Annotated in this window: 22 protein-coding genes and 2 tRNA genes; all 24 read right to left on the reverse strand. The window is 41.7% G+C overall.

Annotated elements, in window-relative coordinates; translation table 11 throughout:
* Positions 1–9 precede the first annotated feature (9 nt).
* Positions 10–543: a hypothetical protein gene (locus tag HDR73_RS09130; RefSeq protein WP_287136396.1), complete on the reverse strand. Its 534-nt coding sequence runs from the start codon at positions 541–543 to the stop codon at positions 10–12.
* A gap of 172 nt (positions 544–715) precedes the next feature.
* The gene (locus tag HDR73_RS09135) at positions 716–1360 is read right to left on the reverse strand and encodes a hypothetical protein (protein ID WP_287136397.1); all 645 of its coding nucleotides are present in this window, start codon (positions 1358–1360) and stop codon (positions 716–718) included.
* Entirely contained in the window at positions 1357–1581 is a 225-nt protein-coding gene (locus tag HDR73_RS09140; protein WP_287136398.1) for a hypothetical protein, read from the reverse strand. Before HDR73_RS09140 ends, HDR73_RS09135 begins: the two co-directional genes overlap by 4 nt.
* Positions 1582–1679: 98 nt before the next feature.
* The gene (locus HDR73_RS09145; RefSeq protein ID WP_287136399.1) at positions 1680–2159 is read right to left on the reverse strand and encodes a hypothetical protein; all 480 of its coding nucleotides are present in this window, start codon (positions 2157–2159) and stop codon (positions 1680–1682) included.
* 108 nt (positions 2160–2267) lie between these two features.
* Positions 2268–2714: a hypothetical protein gene (locus HDR73_RS09150; RefSeq protein ID WP_287136400.1), complete on the reverse strand. Its 447-nt coding sequence runs from the start codon at positions 2712–2714 to the stop codon at positions 2268–2270.
* Between the two features lie 186 nt (positions 2715–2900).
* Positions 2901–3323, reverse strand: a complete 423-nt coding sequence (locus HDR73_RS09155) for a DUF4494 family protein (RefSeq protein WP_287136401.1) — start codon at positions 3321–3323, stop codon at positions 2901–2903.
* Positions 3324–3339: 16 nt separating this feature from the next.
* Positions 3340–4059: a hypothetical protein gene (locus HDR73_RS09160; RefSeq protein ID WP_287136402.1), complete on the reverse strand. Its 720-nt coding sequence runs from the start codon at positions 4057–4059 to the stop codon at positions 3340–3342.
* 34 nt (positions 4060–4093) lie between these two features.
* Positions 4094–6067 carry an AAA family ATPase gene (locus HDR73_RS09165; RefSeq protein ID WP_287136403.1) on the reverse strand — a complete coding sequence of 658 codons (1974 nt, stop codon included), beginning with the start codon at positions 6065–6067 and terminating at the stop codon, positions 4094–4096.
* A 214-nt stretch (positions 6068–6281) separates the two neighbouring features.
* On the reverse strand, positions 6282–6458 hold the full coding sequence (locus HDR73_RS09170) for a BF3379 family histone-like protein (RefSeq protein WP_287136404.1): 177 nt from the start codon (positions 6456–6458) through the stop codon (positions 6282–6284).
* A 23-nt stretch (positions 6459–6481) separates the two neighbouring features.
* On the reverse strand, positions 6482–6997 hold the full coding sequence (locus HDR73_RS09175; RefSeq protein WP_287136405.1) for a dUTP diphosphatase: 516 nt from the start codon (positions 6995–6997) through the stop codon (positions 6482–6484).
* A 3-nt stretch (positions 6998–7000) separates the two neighbouring features.
* Positions 7001–7414 carry a hypothetical protein gene (locus tag HDR73_RS09180; protein WP_287136407.1) on the reverse strand — a complete coding sequence of 138 codons (414 nt, stop codon included), beginning with the start codon at positions 7412–7414 and terminating at the stop codon, positions 7001–7003.
* Positions 7415–7534: 120 nt separating this feature from the next.
* Positions 7535–7771: a hypothetical protein gene (locus HDR73_RS09185; RefSeq protein WP_287136408.1), complete on the reverse strand. Its 237-nt coding sequence runs from the start codon at positions 7769–7771 to the stop codon at positions 7535–7537.
* Positions 7772–7773: 2 nt separating this feature from the next.
* Positions 7774–8805: a DNA adenine methylase gene (locus HDR73_RS09190; RefSeq protein WP_287136409.1), complete on the reverse strand. Its 1032-nt coding sequence runs from the start codon at positions 8803–8805 to the stop codon at positions 7774–7776.
* Positions 8806–8976: 171 nt separating this feature from the next.
* Positions 8977–9255, reverse strand: coding sequence for a hypothetical protein (locus tag HDR73_RS09195; protein WP_287136410.1), 279 nt, complete (start codon positions 9253–9255; stop codon positions 8977–8979).
* A 498-nt stretch (positions 9256–9753) separates the two neighbouring features.
* The gene (locus HDR73_RS09200; protein ID WP_287136411.1) at positions 9754–10233 is read right to left on the reverse strand and encodes a hypothetical protein; all 480 of its coding nucleotides are present in this window, start codon (positions 10231–10233) and stop codon (positions 9754–9756) included.
* A 105-nt stretch (positions 10234–10338) separates the two neighbouring features.
* Positions 10339–10413 (reverse strand) — tRNA-Met (locus HDR73_RS09205).
* Positions 10414–10420: 7 nt separating this feature from the next.
* Positions 10421–10494, reverse strand: a tRNA-Ser gene (locus HDR73_RS09210).
* A 144-nt stretch (positions 10495–10638) separates the two neighbouring features.
* Entirely contained in the window at positions 10639–13578 is a 2940-nt protein-coding gene (locus HDR73_RS09215) for a DNA cytosine methyltransferase (protein WP_287136412.1), read from the reverse strand.
* Between the two features lie 324 nt (positions 13579–13902).
* On the reverse strand, positions 13903–14151 hold the full coding sequence (locus HDR73_RS09220; RefSeq protein WP_287136413.1) for a hypothetical protein: 249 nt from the start codon (positions 14149–14151) through the stop codon (positions 13903–13905).
* 77 nt (positions 14152–14228) lie between these two features.
* Positions 14229–14510, reverse strand: coding sequence for a hypothetical protein (locus HDR73_RS09225; RefSeq protein WP_287136414.1), 282 nt, complete (start codon positions 14508–14510; stop codon positions 14229–14231).
* Positions 14507–14887, reverse strand: coding sequence for a hypothetical protein (locus HDR73_RS09230; RefSeq protein ID WP_287136415.1), 381 nt, complete (start codon positions 14885–14887; stop codon positions 14507–14509). The genes HDR73_RS09225 and HDR73_RS09230 overlap by 4 nt, the downstream gene beginning before the upstream one ends.
* Positions 14887–15261: a hypothetical protein gene (locus HDR73_RS09235; RefSeq protein ID WP_287136416.1), complete on the reverse strand. Its 375-nt coding sequence runs from the start codon at positions 15259–15261 to the stop codon at positions 14887–14889. Before HDR73_RS09235 ends, HDR73_RS09230 begins: the two co-directional genes overlap by 1 nt.
* Positions 15262–15379: 118 nt before the next feature.
* Complete coding sequence (locus tag HDR73_RS09240; RefSeq protein WP_287136417.1) at positions 15380–15682, reverse strand: hypothetical protein; 303 nt, start codon at positions 15680–15682, stop codon at positions 15380–15382.
* Positions 15683–15971: 289 nt separating this feature from the next.
* On the reverse strand, positions 15972–16271 hold a 300-nt coding region (locus HDR73_RS09245; RefSeq protein WP_287136418.1), incomplete at its 5' end, for a hypothetical protein.

Consider the following 16271-nt stretch of genomic DNA (forward strand, 5'->3'; position numbering starts at 1 on the left):
GCGGACATATCATTTCCCATTCTTAAAGTCGTTCTTTTGCAGAAGCATCCGTAAGCATATCGCCTGAACAGCGAGGTCTGTCAGCGTATCAATAATGCTTTCATCGGGTACTTTATTGTCGGCGTTACGCACCAACAAATTCTCTATCCGGCAGTACTTCTCATACATCCGCGATACCAACTGCACCGCTCCGAAACGGTTAAAACCATCTTGGTAGGCATCTCCATACGTTTTATTTTTCGCCTTATATGTTCCCTCCATCTCATTGAGGATGGACATGAACGCTTTTACGTTGTCGGAATCTTCTTCAAATGTCATTGGGTCGGGAAGTTTGCGGAGATACTTTGAGAGAAGAATATAATTAGTATCATCTAATCTTACTTTAACGCTCTCACAGCCAACCCCCTTGAGTATAACACGCCCTTGCTTCCCAATGATAGATGGGTCTATATCTTTATCGTACACCACTTCCACTCTGTCGCCGACTTTCAACTCCTCGGGAGCGGATGCGATATACGATACTCCGTAATCAAACTCACTCATGACCCAAAAGATTTAAGGATATACTGTGGATGAATTTCGGTTATTTCCCCATTAGAAAGTCTAACAACAAGAAGACCATTTTCTTTATTTATATCCTTTATTTGTGCGTGTTCTCTTAATTCGCGACCACTCTGCACTAATACACGGTCGCCTACGATTAGTTCTGAAATATTCATACGAATAATAGTTTGTATTGAGTTCTTAATTTTCTGAATAGTTCGGATTTATTGAATCCGCAAGATTTAGGTTCTCTGCAAATGCCTGTCATCACGCATGGCTTGACAAGATGCGGATAGAGGTCGGGGTCAACATCTTTTACCTTGTGGCAGATGTCTTCCATAACTTCGCGTGTTTCCTTTGATACCGCACCTACACATAGACGCTTTGAAGCCATATTCATCAGCCCCTCGGCTGATACGAGGAAAGCGAAATCCGTAGGGGCGTATCTGTCAAAATTATCAGGCAACGACTGTATGATTGACACTGGGTCATCGGATCCGTCATACAGATTCTCCGCAAGTTCTGCGCACACATCGCGGAAATCTCCACCGCCCTTATCCACACGCTTGCTCTTCATCCATCCGTACTCCTCGGGAGCCATAGGATAGAGCGAGAAATGCGTTCTGAAATGATATGCCACATACTGCGGTATATTGTATAGTTTTACAAGGAATATCTGAGTCCGGATTGTGCTATGTCCGAAGCGATATGCCGATAAAAGACTCTGCTGGCTTTCTTTGCCAGATGTGAAACCATTTGCGACATGAAGCAGACGTTCATCGGTTATCTTCTCTATTTCAACTCTCCATTCTTTCATAATCCAGCAAATTCTACTGCGCAATCACGCGCATTATTCAACATATTGGTTACATCCAAAGATTGACTCGTTGGATTAATTTTCACAACCGCTGTTCCCTTGTGGGTAAGATACAAAACACCATTGCGCTCTTCAATCTTAAAATCATCGCGGATAGATTCTTCGAGTTGTTTTTGATATTCCAACTTCCGATTAGAAATATATTCGTTAATCTTGAACATAATATTCATTTGTTAAATCTTCGTAATTTACATCCTCAACCTCTCTACTATCGTAGTTATAAAAAGGAGAGTTTACGTCAAATATATACCACATACTCTTATGCTTTCATGATTGTTTCAATTAATTCTTCTGCCTCTCTTATTGCAAAGTCGCGGTCGGAGGGGTCGTTTGGGTCAAATTTAAATGACTTGATTGGAAAGTATAAGTCAGGATTAATTGTATCTTGACCTACAACAACGATAAAAGCACCACCAATAATATAAGGACATATTTGTTCAATCCATTTTAGATTCCGTCCTCCCGAAGTTGTAAGATGCCTGTAATTTCGATTTTGCTCTGACAATGCTTTATTCGCATCTCGAATACCCTCGTTGTCAATCTTTACCCTCCCCACTTCTCCAAGAGCCTTATTAAGTTCCTGACAACGTTTGTTGTACCCTGCTCTAAGAGAATTGTACTTTCTGCGATAGCGTTCACCTCTTATCGCGGTTACAATGATACCTCCGATGGCTACTGCGCCAAATATCAAATATTTTATCATATTGAATAAAAAACGAACACCCAATGCAAGTGCCACTACACAACTTACATCGGATGTTCGTAAATCGTTAATATTAGACGGTAGTGGTCGTCTTTATTATTTTTCGATTACAAAGATAAGAATATTTTCTTATATATGCAAATTTTATGAGAAATTTCCTTCTACTAATGATACTGGTCCAATTGGTAAAAAACGGTCGTTATATGGCTCTAAATCGCGGATATTATACAATACGTTATTCGTTTCCAATACCGATTCTACCGAATTTTCAAACATGAGATAATCAACAGCGAAAGTGCCTGATATGTCTTTATTAAAATTTGCACAATACACACCATCAAAAGTATTTATGTTAATACTACTTTTTAAAAACTCTTCGGAACTTGCTTTTAGAATTGCATGACTCATAGTTATTTTTGGGTGAATGATAATCAAAGCAGTGCCATCAGAATATCCATATCTACCGCTAACAGTCGCTTTGTAAAATTGGAATCCGTCTAACCCTTTGGGAGTAATTTCTGGGGGGAAGTTTATTTTTGGAACTATTTTAAACCAAAAAATCCCCCCCCCCCGAATCAGGTTGATTATCAACAACTTGCATCTCTTTTAGATGTGTAGTAGTTTCAACTTCTAAACCGTACTTTGCCATAAGTTTTTTTATTTGCAAATATAATAAAAAAGTGCGACTTTCACAAGCCACACCCCATCTTAGTCTAACCAATTAAATGTATTATGAGTTATTATCTCTTGCAAAGATACATAAGATTATTTATTTTATCAAATTATTTTTGAAAAATAATCAAGTATTTTTGTTTCAGTTATCTTTACCAACTCCACATCCGCAAGATACCCACGAATCATTTCTTCATATTTATACTTCGCGACATCGAATGTAGATGCTTGAATCAATGCTGATACTGCTGATTTTCTTTCTTTCCCTGTTCGCTCATCCGGTGTGATAACATTGTATACTGCATGAAAGTATCGGTTATCTTCATCATCATCGGTTAAGACTTCTGAATAATTAATCCGTTTGACAGACTTTGTTTCGTGGTCGGGGAAAAATTCAGATATTTCTTCCTCAAAACGAATAGTGGCTTCTGTTATTGAAAGAGCCTCTATGAGATATTTTTCGGTAAACTTTTTTTCTTTACCACCATCGTCATGACCTTGACGTTGTATTGTAATTTCGTAAAACATATTAATGATTTATAATTTAAAAACGTAGACCGTTAAGAGTATCCGGAACGTTTTTGGTTGGATTACTTGGAGATTGTGGATTTTGTGACTGCACGGATCCCTCTTTTCTCCATTCTTTGAACAAACCAATCTGTACGCACTCCCCATCGTTACGCGCTATCACAAGTTCGTGGGTATTAAAGTATGTGTCGAGTTGATTCATTTTTCTCAGTCTTACATTTATGAATTTCTTACCGTTTTCGTGGTTCGTCTTTATATCGGAAAGAGGAATATCATCAATACACACTGAACCTGTGAAAATACACTCATCACTCCCATTTAAACCTCGAAAGGTCAAGTTAGATAAATACCGCTTATTGTTTTCTCCGTTGCGAAAGATAAGAGATTTATCAATGTCTGACAATACAATTACCCCATCAAGTCTGATGTCTGTCGCGTTGTTGGTGCGGTCAATTTTCTTTGAGGGAGTGCGGTCGTGTTCGTACACCCTGCCTAAATGCGCAGTGCGCTTGTGATACCCGAAGTCGTAACTCTTCTGCAAATCTTCGGGGGAAACATAGGTCAACTGAATATCATGCGTTATCATCTTCTCATTCGGTTCGCGTTCCGCAAGACGACAAATGAAATACCAATTTCCTTGTTTCCCCTTTTTGAGTTGATTCTGCCTCGTGGGAATTACAAGGCATACTTCTTCCCTCCCGTCGATGATTTCGGTACGTTCCAGAACCAAAGGCATCCTTGAAACAAAGACGTATGCCAAGTAATCCATATCAGCAAATAGTTAGAGTTTTGTATTTCTCATCAACGTACAATAGTACCATCTGATTATCGCAGTCAGGTAAATTGCTATCCACGATACCCTCCGCGTTGTCAATGAATATAGGGAGATTCAGACCAGCGTTGGCTTGGAACGCTTGTGCCAAATCAACCCCGATAAGGATTTGAGTAGCGTTGTTCTGAGAGCCACTGCCGACACTACGGGCAGTCAGCGTACACACGTCTACGAGTTCTCCAGCTTTCGTCAGTTCGGTCATCTCAACGTGGGAATAGTGCAGATACTTATTGGCTCTGTCGCGCACGATAAAAGCCCATTCGCGCTCACGCTCAACACATTTGTCGAAGAGTCCTTCAAGTCGGGCAAGTTCGACACCTACCTCGGATTGTTCTTTTTCTTTCGATTCAATACGCTTTAATCCGTTCTCTCGCTCTACACGTTTACCACAGATAATTAGCAAGTCAACGATTCCGTCATTGAGTCGATTCTTCTCTGCTATGAGTTCCGCTGAATCTATCTCTGGTACAACGGTCAGATTAGCCTCCATATCGGCTATCTCTTTTGTCAGAGTTGCATAGATGTCAGATTTTTCAAAAGGAACAATATTAGTTTTTGCCAATGCAAGTTGCGATTCGAGTTCGTCAATGCTCAACAACGGCTGAGATTCGGGAAGTTCCTCTATCTGCTTTGTGATACTCTTTTCAAGTTCCTCTTGTCTATCACGTTCATTTTTAGCGCGGACTCCGTTCTCTACGATTATAGCGCGTCTTTTTGAGCGTTCATCATAGACCTTTGTACGAATTTCGGCAACCTTGTCGTAGGGCAACGGCTGACCGCAAGACTGACACACTTGATTCTCGTCAAATACGCTTGCGTCAAGTGCTTCTTTCTCAGCATGGAGTCTATCGCGTTCTGCTTTGTAGTGCAGATAATTCTCATGCGCTATGTCGCGCTGCTGAATCAAAGAACGGCGTTGAGATTCAACAAGTTCGTTATTCTTACGGATTTTGTCGTTCTGTAAATCAATTTCATTGATTTTGTCGGACAACTCAATCACTTTTGCGTGTTGCTCATTATTCCAATCAATACTGGCTTTATCAAGTTCACGCTTTTTCTCATCAATCGCTTTTAGTTCCGCATTGCGTTTCTCAACAAAAGGCTTATTCGCTTCGCCAAGACCAAGAATCTCCTTGTCTATCTTGGATATGCGGGCTAACTTTTTTTCGCGTTCTTTCTCGGCTTCCTCAACTCCATCAAGACTCGGAAGCATGGTCTTCATACCCTTGATTTCAGTTTCAAGCGTTTTTGCCGATTCCTTCTTAGGGTTGATTTCCTGACGAAGTTTCTCTTTTACGGCTTCAACCGCATTGCCTTTGAAAGTCTCGTCTTTTTCAAACTTCTCAATCATCGGCTCAATAATTGCGTAATTGCCTTTCAGTTCTGATTTGTCAATCATCCCGACCATATCGGAGAAGTGCTTGCGCAGTTTCTTCCAATCCAACGTCTGATAGTAACGGACGTTGAGCATAAGTTTAAGTTTGTCGGTCGGGGCGAGTAACGATTCCACACGTTCCTTGTAGACGTTTGCACTTACGGCAAGTCCGTCAATGTAGAACGTGTATTCATCGGATTTGTCTTTGACATACTCTAACTTACCACGCGGACGCACCCATTTCTGTTTGGCAACGCGCTTGAAGGAATATTCAATACCATCAATGTCGAACGTTCCATCCACGACGGCGGGGATTGCGTTTTCAGGAGTGAAGTCAAGTGTTGTATCATATAGTTCGTAGTTGGTTCTATCCTGCGCGTCAACGCCCATAAGAAGCCAAAAGAAAGCGTTGCATAGCGTGGACTTGCCCGCTTCATTTGTACCACGGATTATCGTGCGCCCATCGGAGAAGTCAAAGGACATTGACCGTCCTTTGAAGTTCTCCAAGTTTATTGATTTGAGGGTTACTTTTTTCATTTCTGTTTAAATTGATGAATCATCCATTCGACAAGTAATATTATTAGTCCGATAAGTCCGAATGATATAGTTACCGCGAGTCCTCCCCACAGAGGTGCAGTAACCCACCACCACGACCAATCAATCACACCGCATAACTTCAAAACAAGAAATGCGATAAACAGGAGTCCTAAAAAACTCACACCACCCGAAGCGGTATTGCTAACCTTGTCTTTCATTTCTTCGCAGATTCGAGTGATTTCTTGCGATACTCCTTGAACATCTTTTCGAGTTCGAGCGATGCTTTGCGGGCGCGGACACCTGCGGCTTTGTTGCCTTTGTTGACATTGAGATTGAGGTCATTGTTGAACTCAATCATCTTCGCTTGAATACTGTCAAATAATTCTTGCATAATACGTTGATTTTATTGATTGTTTATTGATTGGTTGAGCCGAATCCACCTTTACGGTTTGACGGCGAAAGTTCGTCTACGATTTCCATAGATTCAGAAAATACTGGTACTATGAGCATCTGCGCGATACGGTCGCCTTTTTTCAAAAGAAACTCGCATTCGTGATTGTTGATAATTACACCACATTCCCCACGATAATCTTCATCTATAAGACCGAATATCACGTCAGCATTCATTCTTGTCTTTTCAAGATTTGCATACTGACCTACTTCCACAAGCCCACAACAACCATTCTCTGCTCTCTGCGTTTTGCTGATAATTTCGTAGCCCTCCATGCCTTTAGATGAATACCCACTGCGCGGATGCACCTCGGCGGCGGTATGCGGGTCAAGTTCAACGCAGAATCCGAGCGGGATTACATTGCGCCCTCGCTTCACCACGGTATCTTTTGGGACATACAAGTCGTAGACCGCTGAACCCTCAGTTGCGCGTGTCGGCAATTGACGCAGTTCGTTGTCTTTCGTGAATTTGAATTTCATACATCAAAAAAGCATATTATCGTCAGTTGATGCGAAAGGATTGCTTTGTGGCGCAGGATTCTGCGGATATTGTGGCTGCTGATACCCCCGCGGAGCGGTCTGCTGGTAGACGGGCTGATTCTGCGGTTGCTGATAGCCACCTTGATTCTTTGGTACAATTTCTTTTGCACTACCGATAAAGGGGAGATTCTTTACCGCTTCATCTCCGATACGCTGACGATACGCTTGTGAGGGAGAAAGTTTGATGCCGTGCGTCTTGCCGTATTGGTCTACTCCATTACGTTTCGCCCACATAGCAAGGTTTATATATACCTTGCCTTTATCTGATAAGAACAAGTCTGCATCCTCAATCGGAATATAGAGAAACTGCTTGCCGTTTTGATTCGTCTGAACTTGCGCCCCTTGCAGGTCGGTCAAGCAGACTGATACTGAATAGTTTGACATTATTTTTATTAGTATATTAAACTTGTTGCAAAGTTAATAAAATTAATCGGAATTTTTGTAAAATATTCGAGGAAATTTTAGTAAAAGTTTTAATTAATTGTCATTCAATACCCTCTCCCATACTGCGGGATTGTTATTATTCTCACGATAGTTTAGAGGGTGTTCATCCTTCCACTCTTGCGTTACAGACTTTTGTTCAAACAGTCGGCAGAATCCGTCTGTAGAGCGACGGTCTAAAACATATTGGTCTATCATTTCCTGCAACTCTTCAATAGATAAATTCTCGTTGAGGTCGCAGACGTACATTGTGATTTTCTTGAATGTTGCCATAGTTATATATCATCAAATAATGATTTTTGTTCTATCGGTTTGAATTTATCGTACCACTTAAGTGGCACGAAGATTTTTTCTATTTTCTTTAAGCCATTGTTAGTGGCGGAGAAGGTGCTTGTTCGTTCCTTTGACGCTATGCACTTGAATCTATCTTCGGGTGCCCAATATTCCGAAATGAATACGGGTACATCTTGTTCTTCCGTCCACTGCCAAAAAGCATCGTGGTCAAAATCATCTTTGCCTGTATCTCCGTAGCCGCCTGTATTGATATAGGGCTTGTCGGCATAAATTATTGAGTCAGGGAGTATTTCTATATCGCGATAGTCCGCTATGCGACATTCATACTCCCCGCCGAAAAAGGGGAATTCCTCGCAAGCCCTCCTCCGCTCCTCTGATTGCAGTCTGTGAAGTTCGATTGGATTCTGTTGTAGGCTTCGGCGGATTGCAGGGCTTGCAACGCTCTGACAGATAGGTGATTGTGTGGTGAGGGGGGGGGGATTCGGTTCGAGGTGTTGAAGCCTGTATGTAGCCTCTGCAATCTCTCCATTGACTCGTGGCGATACGTCGGGTGCCCCCCCCTTAAATCCTAATACTGAGGGAATTAACTTACAGACCTCGCGAAATTTCAACCTCCGCTCATTAGGCGTAGGGGCGAATATCATTTCGTGGACGGCTTTCTTATAAGGCTCTATATCCTTGCCGTAAAGGTATGAGCGTCCGTCATTGCCGAAACTCCAAAGAAGTCTGATGTATGGTTCTTCGTCCTTTCGGGCAAAGAAATCCTCACGGCTTATCCACTCCGAGCCGTCGGGGAAATTGCCATCAAAACAATCGCGTAGCAACTCAACGGAATTAGATATATCGGAAAAGTGAACACACTTCCACTTGCCCGACAATAACGCACAATGCGTTATCGCTCCACCTCCGCTGAATATATCGTAGAGATGCGTAGCGCGTGGTAAATGGCTGACAACCCATTCGGCTATCTTGCTTTTAGAACCCATGTATGGCAAGCCATATCGTCTGCTCATAATTCTATCTCTTTCGGATTAACATACCACACATTCTTCCAATCATCGCGACTAATAAAGCCGTCAAATTCGGCGGAATATGCGTAAACATCTCCAAGTTCGGATATGTTGCCGATAGCATAAAATATCGCACTACACGTACGCTTCTCTATCCGCAGAAACAAATCCTCATTAATTAACTCCGAAGGAATTTCCGTTATGTTTTTCCAATTCATCTTCTTTATCCTTTAATTCATTCTCCTTTGATTTCAAGAACTCCTTAAATGAGCGGAGTTCTTCACGCAGATGTAAGTATTCCAACGCGCTCTGAATAGTTCTCTCATAGCGAATCGCTTGCTTGTAAATACGTGCGATAGCTACTATACAGGACGCAACTGCAACCGCGCCAATCGCAGCAAGGATATACTTCCCTAATGCAGCATCATAGGCAATTATAAAGAGATTTGCCACTAAAAGCCCTGTAAAAATCACTATCCACAAGAAACAGTTACATATTGTTTTCATCTAAAAAATATTTGGTCGTTATTATTTCGTTTTTGTTTACTATCAACAAGAACGTCAGCAGCGACATTCATAGCAAACTGCTTCATATCCTCGTTCATTCTGTAATTGTCTGAATCAACTTTGTCTATGTAAGCACAGATACGTTGCAACATCACGTTATTCTCCCGTGTCAGGCGTAGTAACTCATCCATCATCTCTCATAGAAATTACACATTCCTACACACTGACTTTCCAATCCGTCAAAATCCGCAAGAATGTAGTGAGTAGTTCCACCCCATTCTTCGGGAGTGCGAGTATCATTATACTTTGTTCGGGATATATGCACATTCGATGCATGGGGATATTCTGCCAATATCACTCTTTGTAAATCATACAATCCATACACCTCACGCATAGTAGCAATACTTTCTTCAAAACTACTGCGGTGAAACCTTAGATATTTCTTCATATTTTTAATTTTCTTTTAATATGCGCATTCGCGTGTTTTATACACATATCGACAAATGTTTCATTGTCTACAATAAAATCCGCCATATCTTCATTCTTAGAACGAAGTGTTACTCCTGCTATCTCAGAAGACAGTTTGCATAACTCATCTACTTTATGTCGAAACGAAAAGTCAACTATGCCATGTTCTTTCAACAGAGATTTGGCTATCTCGCAGGCTTCATTCGTAGCATCTGCCAATAGACTGATACGCAATAATGCTTTGTAAACTCCATTTTTCACCATTTCTTCTTTGTTCGACAATACAGAAAATACCGTGGCGGATTCATTCTTACGGAGTTTATCAATTTCTTTTTCAAGAGATATTATCTTCTCTTGATTGCGTTGCATCCATATAAAGTCATTGTTCTGCATCGCAAGTTGCCGGTATTGATAAAGTTTATCAAGTTCCGACTCTTTTCTTTCAAGTCGTGTCATAAAATAAAGAATCCCAAAGGAGTGCTTGCACACAACTCCCAAGGGATACATAAGTTTTCTATTCCACATCTGTCAGAGGTGCAAGTTGACGGTCGTGTTGATAATTGGTGGCGGGAGGCGGACTCGAACCGCCGACCTTCGGGGTATGAACCCGATGAGCTACCACTGCTCCATCCCACTATGTTTGCCGAATCAGAAGGACTCGAACCTCCAACCTCACCGCCTCTTGCAGTGCGCTCGTGCCCATCGAGCTGTGATTCGTTTTTGGGTCTTTCATCGTAGTACTCCGAATCAGACCATCGCCTTTCGACGGCACTGCCATAGCGACTATGCCTATGACGGTGACTAACATGGTGCAAAATTACAAAATACTTTTGAATCCTGCAAATATTTTGGGAAGAATTTTCAGAAGTCGAATAAACTTTTCTGCGCAGACTCGTTCTCGGTGTCAATCCATAACTTCCTAAACAGATGATACAAAACATCTACCGTTATCGAATTACCTGCAAGACAATAACATGCAGTTTTACTACATACTGCGATAATCTTCTTTGCATCTTCATCGCTTACTCCTTGCAATCTAAAACACTCAATTTGTGTTAATTTTCTCACGCGCCACAATCCTCCATCCTGCCAAAGATAACCTTTGCCGTTCTCGTCCTTCAAGACGGTCTTGTCGGGAAGATTCTCAAAAGAGAGTTTCATCGGTTCACGCACAATCTTCGGAGATTTGTAATCCGTAGCGACAACAGTTGGGAAAATCTCGGAGAAATCCATTATACCGAACTCCTTGCGTGGGTCACATCCGATTTGAGGCTCCGCCACCATAGAATCCTTTTGCACGGTGGTTATGCAGTTTGCAATGTTGTTGCCAAACTCTAATCTTTGATCCGTTGGCGCACCCTTGGTACGGTCGGACGGATTATCGGGATTCCTGCCACGCATCGCTACCGAGATGGGTTCAAGAATCTTGGGAGCGTGAGCCGTGGTTATCGTAGGACACTCATTGTCGGGATGGGTTATCTGCATCTCGCTTATACCTGATTTAGAATCATCGGCTTGAAAGAATCTAATATTGCCGTTTGGCATTACCTTGCTTCTTATTCGGGATTGTCGGTCTCGCTCAATGGGTTCTTTTACAAATTGATCTGTATTCCAACCGCCACCTGTAAATGTATGCACGGTATTCGCAACGTCTTTGTCGTGATAGTCAACTACATTGCCCTTTTTATCACGTGTATAGCCGAGGATGCAAGGCTCTAAAATCTTCGTCATACGATTACCTCCGCTACAAGTGTCAAGACACGGTGCGATGCCCTCGACATCGTACACGCGCCCTGCCTGCGCGTTGTTGTCGTAGATTGACAATCTCTGCCATAAACAAGGCTCACCACCGCGCCCGTCGTGAGCAGTCAGACACGGAGCCGTGTCTGACTGAATACTGTTGAATCCCTGAAATTCCATCTTGCGATTGAGGGGATGAATAGAGATTCCCTCCTTAATCGCGGGGTCTGTTTCCCTCTGCCCATATCGGGTTGTGACACAACCCGATATTTCATCCTCCGTATGGAACTGAGCCTTGAATCCACATCCCTCCTCTACTTTGCGGTCGCAATGGGATATTATTCTCAGAAGTTGCTCCAGCTTGAAATAATAACTATCGTCCACCGTGCCGTAGGGTTCGAGTATATCCTTGATTCTTTTCTCCAATTTAAACGGCTTTGGAAAGTGGTAACTTTGCCCCCCCCGGATACTTAGCATAAAAATACGTTCCCTGTTTTGCGGGCAGCCGTAGTCTTTCGAGTTCAGAACCTTTGCATAATTGGTATAGCCGTAGGATTCCAATTCGGCTTGCCATTTATTGAATCCACGTATAAACTTCTTTGATACAACTGCTGAAACATTCTCGAATAAAATATACTTGGGACGTTTGGCAATAATAGCCTTGCGACATTCCCATAACAATGATGAACGTGTGCCACTTCCCTCTTCTGCGCCAGCTTGCCGTCCGGCCACTGAAAAGTCTTGGCAATTATGAACGATTGCACCATTCGCAGTGTAGGAGTTATCATTTTCAACTTCCATATTGTAGACGGTCTTTTTTTCATTAAGTTCAACAACCTCATTTATCGGAAACCATACATATCCGTCTTCATAAAATGCCTTGTCCTGTTTACGCTTTTCGGGATGCCAAGCAATAGTGTAGGAGTCTCTTTGATTTACAATTCTTCCTTCTATTACGGTTGTCGGATTTCTCTTAATCCAATACATACGAACAGGACATTTGTAGGCTTTTACGATACAGTGCTGAATACCATACATCAACTCTTCACTTACCGTTGTAGCCTTATATTCATTTCCAGTATAGCACCCATCTGAATCAACATATCCTTGAACGAAAGACTGCAATAAATGTATTGGTAGATTTATAGTTTCCTCGTCTATTTTCTTGCCGTGGGCATAATATCCGTATCTGTCAACGAAAGCGACAAGTTCATTGCTTGATATAAACACTTTCTCTACGGTTCTTTCTTTTACACTGTGGCTGTGAATGCCGCAATTCTCTAATGCTTCATATAACGATTCGCGGTTTCTCTCAGAACAACATATTATAACACTACTACCGTATTTTTCGTTAATTCTCTTCCATCCATCTCCTACATAACGACCCATTAAATACCAAAATGATGGATTGTTAAACAGTGGTGTAAGTTTGTTCTCAATTTTCTTCCATCGGGTAGCAATAATTCCATCCCATTGTGGCAACTGCGATTTTTGGTTTACTGCATAACCTACATAATGGTCGTTTGTTAATCGTTCTGCATTAACCCACTCTGCATCTGTAAACATTCTATCATACGACCTGCGGTTGTTATTCCATTGTTTATATCGCTTGCGAGCGAGGAACGGATGATTGGGAGTGCATAGAATATCTTTGAAACACATTCCGCGAACCTTAATGATTTTTGAGTCATCATTATGCCCTACTGCTATTACCCTTTGGTATTCGTTGGTATGCGTCAAAACTTTGTCGTCTGTTGTAACTTGTTCAATCGGTATATAGCCACGCTCTGTATGAACCAAAGTTCCCGCCACAAAGCAAGGACTACTCATTGTGAATAAATCGAAGTCCGGCACTTCATTCCAATCAATCTTAGAAATATCGCCATAGCACGGCGTATCTCCGTGTACGGCGTTGTACGCTTTGATTGCCGACGGTTCTATTTCGGATATGCCGACAAATTCAAAATCAAGTATATCAGGATACTCTGATTGAAGTCTTTTTAGAGACATCGCTTGTGAACCATAACCGCTGAATGCCTCGAATACTCGTATCTTATTCATATATGCTATTGTTTTAGGGTAAAATCGGGACAATCCATCTGACCCATTATGCACATTGTTCTTTTCATGCAGATTCCATCTATACACCATTTGCAATCCATTGACCTCTTGATAGCATCTTTTAATTCTACCGGTTCATCCTCCCAAGTCAGCTCTCTGCCTATTAGTTTGGCGATTGAGCCTTTGGGGAGTTCAATACACGGGTATGACTCGCCATGCTTGTCATAATTCGCCCTCCAAAAGTCCTCACCATCCTCACGATAGGGTGATACTTGGTCGTAAATATATTCCGTTCCGTCTTTGTCAACGCTTAAATATGTCATATCAGTCCTCCTTTCTATCGTTTAGTGTGGCAGAGAATAGTAGTTTGCCCTCTGCGTCAGTTATATTAACCGTGTCGGTGTTATTCTTTTGGCAATATCTCCTTAGATATGCTTCAAAAATACCGATTGCTTCTTCATCGGTAACAATGCGCCTATCTTGGCTCATAAGGTTTTTAGACTTTATTTTCTTAGCCAAATAGACGTGACCGCTAATTGCGGCTGGGTAAAATTCATAATCTCTTGCTGCCATGTCAGTCCTCCTTGTTTTGTTTGGGTATTATTGAGATGCTTATGCTACAATCGCACATCGCATCAGGCCATCGTAATTCAATTTTCATAATAGTTCTTGATTTTCTTGCGGGTGAAAAAGAGCATAACAACATCTCTATGCCCTCCGTAGTTGTCTATTACTTGCACAAGTTCAAAGCCTTGCTCGCTATATTTGCGCAGGTTTTCTTCAACCCTGCATTTGTCAGAATATACGTTGATATTCTCCACTTCACTCGGAGCGCAATACATCTTCTCAAACGCTCTCTTGCCCTGCCTTACTTGCAGGACTATCCGCACGGCTAACAGCACGGCGATGATGATTAGTAGGGTGTCGGTCATTTCTTATTGGTTTTAAGGTCGATAGATCTGTTTTCAATCACCCAGCATAAGAGGTGAAATAGTGCGTCTATGAGTTCTGTTTGGGTTTCAACATATCCACCGCCCAAATAGTATGCAGTCCACGCCATATAGTCATCGTCAAACTCAAAACCTAAAGGATTATTTTTGCCATATTTGTCTATTAACATTTTCGGGAGGATAGCGAGCAAGTCGGTGAGGGTGAATTTCGGCATCCATCCCCAAGGTTTAGCATATTCGGCATTGCCTTTAAGAACTTCGGGATGAATGGGAACAAACCCCTTTATACTCGCCAGCTTCGAGTCAACACCCAACTCAATGAGCTTGGCGGATTCTTCTATTGTTAGTTCGGTTTTCATTATTCTATCGGTGTTATGGTTATTCTTACTTTCTTTGGTTCGGTGTTCCAAGTGACAGAGGGGAAAGATGTTGTCGGGAGTTCAAGATGATGTCCATCGGCATCATCCCAAAAGCCGTATGTCACATCACTCCTATCAGCATAATCTCGTATCGGCTTTTCATTGTAAAGATTGATAAAGCCATCTTCATCTCTTGCAACCCAGCCCTCAATCGTTACTTGTTTTGGGTTGCAGAGTTGTTCCTTTAACTGTTCCAACGCTTTCTGCTGCTTGGCTATGTCAGCTGCTGTATATTTAGTGTTCAGAATCTTTGCAATCTGCTCATCTGACATATTGTCAATTGCTGCTTGTAATTTAGGGTGTATCTTTTTCATTTCCTTTTCTTTTCCTTATCATTTATTGTTTTGATAAACTCCTTAGTTAGACTTTCAAATTCCAATCCGAGTTGAATCATAATTGGGAGTTTATCTTCAAATACATCTGCATAGTTTCTCATTTCTCCTCCTCAAAAAGCGAGCCGAAAAGTTTATCCATCAGTTCAAGTTTGGCTTGATATACTCCAGCCAAGGCGATTTTCTCACCGATTGGTTTTTCAAGCATCTGTTTCTTGTCAAACTCAATAATAAGACGTTGGCGTTTGATGAAGTCTTTTCCTATGATTTCATAGTCATTGACTAAGACTTTCAGGGCTTTTTCAACATTCCTGATTTCTTCGTGGAGGTAATAATCATCACCTGCTGTAAGTTTTTCAGCGATTTGTCTCGCTATCTTCTTTATTTCTTCGGGGGTTGACATGGCTATTTCTTTTTTCTCATTTGTTGTCCGAAGTATCTTTCCCAGTCGCCTGCTGAATATCCACTATGCTTAAAGCCGTTACGCTCGTTGTAGTTGATAAGCCACAAAGCACAACTGTGTCCTATACTTGCTGATACCTTTTTACACATCTTAGAGCGATTGTATAGCATCTCTCCATGTCGGTATGCGGATTTGCACCATCCATATACGAGAGAAGCGAATACAATTATTATCGCTATGCTAATCAACAAGGCTCCTATTACACCTATCCAATAGAAAACTGTTACTATCATACTCCCTCCTTGTCAAAGTCCATGATGTTGTCGGCGGTAAGATTTCTCATAGGAGAAAAATCATCCATTTTATAATATATCTCCTCGTTATCCTTAAGCACAAAGGATAAGCCTTCAATCTCACATCCACATGGCTCTATGCTCGCATCAAACTCCCTCAGAAGCGACTGCAAGCGTGTGAGGAAAGCGGTGCGACGGTCAAGAGGTTGGATGGGTTCAACATCTGAGGCTGGGAGTGTTAGAAACACCCCGTATCTACTGAATGACACATATAACTCATCATCGTCAATGTCCTC

The organism is Clavibacter sp. (assembly GCF_014802555.1).
GTDB lineage: Bacteria > Actinomycetota > Actinomycetes > Actinomycetales > Microbacteriaceae > Clavibacter > Clavibacter sepedonicus.

Bases quoted from the DNA above. Each gene is read 5' to 3' on its own strand.
- HDR73_RS09155 (WP_287136401.1), bottom strand. From the start codon at position 3,323: ATGTTTTACGAAATTACAATACAACGTCAAGGTCATGACGATGGTGGT.
- HDR73_RS09225 (WP_287136414.1), bottom strand. From the start codon at position 14,510: ATGACCGACACCCTACTAATCATCATCGCCGTGCTGTTAGCCGTGCGG.
- HDR73_RS09230 (WP_287136415.1), bottom strand. From the start codon at position 14,887: ATGAAAACCGAACTAACAATAGAAGAATCCGCCAAGCTCATTGAGTTG.
- HDR73_RS09175 (WP_287136405.1), bottom strand. From the start codon at position 6,997: ATGAAATTCAAATTCACGAAAGACAACGAACTGCGTCAATTGCCGACA.
- HDR73_RS09160 (WP_287136402.1), bottom strand. From the start codon at position 4,059: ATGCCTTTGGTTCTGGAACGTACCGAAATCATCGACGGGAGGGAAGAA.
- HDR73_RS09235 (WP_287136416.1), bottom strand. From the start codon at position 15,261: ATGAAAAAGATACACCCTAAATTACAAGCAGCAATTGACAATATGTCA.
- HDR73_RS09185 (WP_287136408.1), bottom strand. From the start codon at position 7,771: ATGGCAACATTCAAGAAAATCACAATGTACGTCTGCGACCTCAACGAG.
- HDR73_RS09220 (WP_287136413.1), bottom strand. From the start codon at position 14,151: ATGGCAGCAAGAGATTATGAATTTTACCCAGCCGCAATTAGCGGTCAC.
- HDR73_RS09200 (WP_287136411.1), bottom strand. From the start codon at position 10,233: ATGACACGACTTGAAAGAAAAGAGTCGGAACTTGATAAACTTTATCAA.
- HDR73_RS09135 (WP_287136397.1), bottom strand. From the start codon at position 1,360: ATGAAAGAATGGAGAGTTGAAATAGAGAAGATAACCGATGAACGTCTG.
- HDR73_RS09140 (WP_287136398.1), bottom strand. From the start codon at position 1,581: ATGTTCAAGATTAACGAATATATTTCTAATCGGAAGTTGGAATATCAA.
- HDR73_RS09215 (WP_287136412.1), bottom strand. From the start codon at position 13,578: ATGAATAAGATACGAGTATTCGAGGCATTCAGCGGTTATGGTTCACAA.
- HDR73_RS09190 (WP_287136409.1), bottom strand. From the start codon at position 8,805: ATGAGCAGACGATATGGCTTGCCATACATGGGTTCTAAAAGCAAGATA.
- HDR73_RS09170 (WP_287136404.1), bottom strand. From the start codon at position 6,458: ATGCAAGAATTATTTGACAGTATTCAAGCGAAGATGATTGAGTTCAAC.
- HDR73_RS09240 (WP_287136417.1), bottom strand. From the start codon at position 15,682: ATGTCAACCCCCGAAGAAATAAAGAAGATAGCGAGACAAATCGCTGAA.
- HDR73_RS09165 (WP_287136403.1), bottom strand. From the start codon at position 6,067: ATGAAAAAAGTAACCCTCAAATCAATAAACTTGGAGAACTTCAAAGGA.
- HDR73_RS09130 (WP_287136396.1), bottom strand. From the start codon at position 543: ATGAGTGAGTTTGATTACGGAGTATCGTATATCGCATCCGCTCCCGAG.